Raw genomic sequence first — 3,859 nt, 5'->3', positions numbered from 1 at the left:
CGGCTGGCGCCTGCCGAGCGCGAGGCCGAACTGGCCAGCCTCGGCCGCGTCTTCCATGCGGACACCGCACTACCGATCGGCGCCAGCGGCCAGTCCCAGCCGCCGCTCGCCGAAGTCACAGGTGGTGATGCGCCCGAGGAGATCGCAATCGCGGTGGTCGGAGCGCATCTGTCCGGCATGCCGCTGAACCGCGAACTGACCGCACTCGGCGGCCGGCTGCTGTCGGCCACCGCCACGGCACCGGACTACAAACTCTATGCGCTGAAAGGCACCGTGCCGCCGAAGCCCGGCCTGCTGCGCGTGGCGCCCGGTGGTGGTTCTGCGATCGCTGTGGAAGTGTGGGCGCTGTCGCCGGCCGCATTCGGCTCGTTCGTCGCGGCAATCCCATCGCCGCTGTCGATCGGCACGCTGACGCTCGCCGACGGCACCGCGGTGAAGGGCTTCCTCACCGAGCCGGCGGCGATCGAAGGCGCCCGCGATATCTCGCATTTCGGCGGCTGGCGCGCCTACATGGCGGATCTGGCGGCGACCGGCTGAACGGTCTCCGCCATCAGCGGAAGAACACTTCCTGATTACGGCGCTCGAGCTCGGTCGAATAGGTCCGCAGCACGTGCGCCTCGCTGACGGTGCCGATCGCGCGCCGATCCTCGGCATTGTCGATCACCACCAGCACGTCGGCCTCGGTGCGATCGAACGCCGCAAGAATGTCGCGCACCGTCACTTGCGGCAGCAGGAACTGATCGCGCTGCTGCGCCAGGGTCTCCAGCAGTGTCTCTCCGGGATCGGCAACGCCGTGCAGTTCGGCCGAGTTGACGATGCCGGCGTAACTGCCGTCGACATGCCGCAACACGATCTGCTTGACGCGGCCGGGCGGGAACAGCTTCTGCGCCTCGACGATCGGCAGGTCGGCCGGCGCGGTCGGGAAATCCGTCCGCATCAGCGTGGCGGCGCTGATCTGCTTGACCCAGCCGATGTCCTGCGGCCCGCGGATGGTCTCGCCGCGCAGATGGAAGCGCCAGGTGGCGAAGCTGTAGCCGAACAGCTCGCGCACGATCAGCGCGCTCATCGATGCCGCTACCACCGCGCCGATCGTCACCCAGAAGTCGCCGGTCAGTTCGAGCGCGAGACAGATCATGCTGAACGGCGCGCCGATCACGCCGGTGCCGAGCGCCACCATGCCGGCCACCGCAGCCGTGCCGGGCTGCAGCGCGATGTCCGGGAAGTACGGCGTAAGCACCGTGCTGTAGAGCTGGCCGATCAGCGAGCCGAGCATCAGCGAGGCGAAGAACAGGCCGCCGCGGAAGCCGGCGCCGAGCGAAATCGCCGACGCCAGCGTCTTCAGGATCAGCGTCGTCAACAGCATCAGCCAGGTCGGGTTGGTGATCAGCAACAGCTGCATCGCGCCATGGCCCGAGCCGAGCACGGTCGGGCTGAGCAGCGCCAGCCCGCTGAGCAGTAGCGCGCCGATCACCAGCCTCAGCGCGCCGCGCCAGATGCTGATGCGCTGAAATACCCGCTCCGAGAACGCCACCGCCAGCATCACCAGGATGCTGAAGAATGCGCACAGCACGCCGAGCAACATGGTCTGGCCGATCATCTCGACCGAGGCCGGCGTCGGCACGCCGGGGATCTGCAGGAACGACGGGTGCACCAGATTGCGCATCACCAGCCACGACGACACCGCGCTGGCGATCACCGGGACTAGGCTCGCCGAGGTGTAGGCGCCGAGCACAACCTCAAAGGCGAAGAACGCACCGGCGAGCGGCGCGGTGAACGCCGCACTGATCGCGCCGGCGGCGCCGCAAGCCACCAGCAGCCGCATATCGGCGCGCCGGGCGGCGAGCCGCTGGCCGATCTGCGAGCTGAACGCGGCGCAGATCTGAGTGTAGCCCGCCTCTAAACCGACCGACGCGCCGCAGCCGTTCGACAGCAGCGTCTGCAGCGAGATCAGCAGGCTGCCGCGCATCGACACCCGTCCGCCATACAGCGCGTTGGCTTCTATCGCGTCGGCGAGCCGGCCCTTGAACCGGCCGGCGTAGAACAGGCCGATGAGGGTCAAGATAATGGCGCCGCCGAGCGGCACCAGCAACGTGCGCTGCCAGGAGATGACGCCGTTGGCGCTAAGCCGTGTATCGAATGGGATATTGAACAGCACCGCATGCGCGAATTCGCTGAGGCGCCAGATGATCGCCACTAACAGGCCGGACAACAGCCCGATCACCACCGCGACCAACACCAGACCGATTTCCCGGTTGCGCACGAAATTGCGCACCACGGCAGGCAATCGCCACGGCGCGGACGCAGCCGGCGCCGCGGAGGTGGGGCCTGCAGCAGCGGGCGTATCCGGGCGCGAGACCACGCTCATCGGGCGGCCCTGCCGGCAAGGACGGTCATCGACATGAAGCGGGGCACATGGCTGCGGGCGATCCTCGGGAAAATACAAGCCCGTGCCGGCTCGAACGCCGCACGAACCCGGCTGATTGGCGCCAGCTTCTACCGGCTGATCAGACGGATCGCCAGTGCAGAGCTGGCAACCAATTAAGGCAGCATCGTCGGGCTCGATTTTCGTCGTTTTGGCTGTATGGTCCGAGGGTTGTCAGGGAGGACAGGATGACTGGCAGAGCGGTGATCGGCGTGATCGGCAACGCCCATCTCGTCGATAATCGGTTTGCCGTCCAGCATGTGGGCGAGCGTAACCTGCGCGCGGTGGCGGAGGTGGCCGGTGCGCTGCCGCTGATGTTCGGCGGCTCGTCCGAGTTCGCCCAAATCGAGGACCTGCTCGCGGTGGTCGACGGCATCCTGCTGACCGGCGGCCGGGCCAATGTGCATCCGACCTACTTCAAGACCGAGCCCAATCCCCGCCACGAGCCCTACGACCAGCCGCGCGACGAGCTGGCGCTGGCGCTGGTGCGCACCTGTGTCGAGCGCGGGGTGCCGCTGTTCGGGATCTGCCGCGGCTTTCAGGAGATGAACGTCGCCTATGGCGGCTCGCTGCATCCGGAGATCCGTGAGCTGCCGGGGCGGATGAACCACCGGATGCCGCGGCTGGAGAACGGGGAAATCCATCCCGATCCGACCGTGGTGTTCGCCGATCGCCACGACGTGCAGCTCACGCCGGGCGGCGTATTCGCGCGGCTGTTCGGCCGCGATCTGATCCGGGTGAATTCGCTGCACGGCCAGGGCATTCTCGAGCCTGGCCCACGCGTCGTGATCGAAGGCGTCGCCGAAGACGGCACCATCGAGGCGATCCGCATCGCCGATGCGCCGGGTTTCGCGCTCGGCGTGCAGTGGCACGCCGAATATGATCCGCAGGTCAATCCGATCAACCGCGCGCTGTTTTTGGCCTTCGGCGAAGCGGTCACCGCCTATCGTACGGCGCGGCAGCGGCCCGCCGTGCTGCGGCGGTCGGGCTGAGGCACAGCATCATTGCTACATGCCATGCGTCCTCGCCCTGCGGATGTCGTTGTATTGAGAGCGGTCGCGGGCAGTTCTGCGTTCATCAACACAGAACTGCCAGCCCGTCAGTCAGCCGCTTAGTTCGGCTTACCGAACCGGCGTTTCACATCGCGCACCGCGCCGTTGGCGGCGCTGGTGGTCAGCATCGCGTAGGCCTGCAGCGCCGCCGAGACGTTGCGCTTGCGATCCTTCGGCGTCCACGCTGCTTCGCCGCGCGCGCGCTCTTCCTCGCCGCGCTTGGCGAGTTCGGCCTCGGAGACGTCGAGGCTGATGGTGCGGTTCGGGATGTCGATCGAGATCCGGTCGCCGTCGCGCACCAGACCGATCAGGCCGCCTTCCGCCGCTTCCGGCGAGACGTGGCCGATCGAGAGGCCGGAGGTGCCGCCGGAGAACCGGCCGTCGG

The 3,859-nt window shown here is 67.7% G+C and carries 3 protein-coding genes and 1 pseudogene; 2 read left to right on the top strand and 2 right to left on the bottom strand.

Annotated elements, in window-relative coordinates; translation table 11 throughout:
- A partial coding sequence (locus tag DYI24_RS22855) for an allophanate hydrolase-related protein (protein ID WP_502706366.1) occupies positions 1-537 on the top strand: 537 nt, incomplete at its 5' end.
- Between the two features lie 13 nt (positions 538-550).
- On the opposite strand, the gene DYI24_RS22850 is transcribed toward DYI24_RS22855, so the two are convergent.
- Positions 551-2,365, bottom strand: coding sequence for a chloride channel protein (locus DYI24_RS22850; RefSeq protein ID WP_164573960.1), 1,815 nt, complete (start codon positions 2,363-2,365; stop codon positions 551-553).
- 245 nt (positions 2,366-2,610) lie between these two features.
- On the opposite strand from DYI24_RS22850, the gene DYI24_RS22845 reads away from it, so the two are divergent.
- Positions 2,611-3,414, top strand: coding sequence for a gamma-glutamyl-gamma-aminobutyrate hydrolase family protein (locus DYI24_RS22845; protein WP_164573959.1), 804 nt, complete (start codon positions 2,611-2,613; stop codon positions 3,412-3,414).
- A 119-nt stretch (positions 3,415-3,533) separates the two neighbouring features.
- On the opposite strand, the pseudogene DYI24_RS22840 reads toward DYI24_RS22845, so the two are convergent.
- Positions 3,534-3,859: pseudogene (locus tag DYI24_RS22840) on the bottom strand (dihydroxy-acid dehydratase domain-containing protein); the annotation flags it as partial.

This window comes from Rhodopseudomonas sp. BR0C11 (assembly GCF_010820945.1).
Taxonomy (GTDB): domain Bacteria; phylum Pseudomonadota; class Alphaproteobacteria; order Rhizobiales; family Xanthobacteraceae; genus Rhodopseudomonas; species Rhodopseudomonas palustris_H.
The sequence above is the reverse complement of the archived record's forward strand: the minus strand, read 5'-3'. Positions and strand labels throughout refer to the sequence as shown.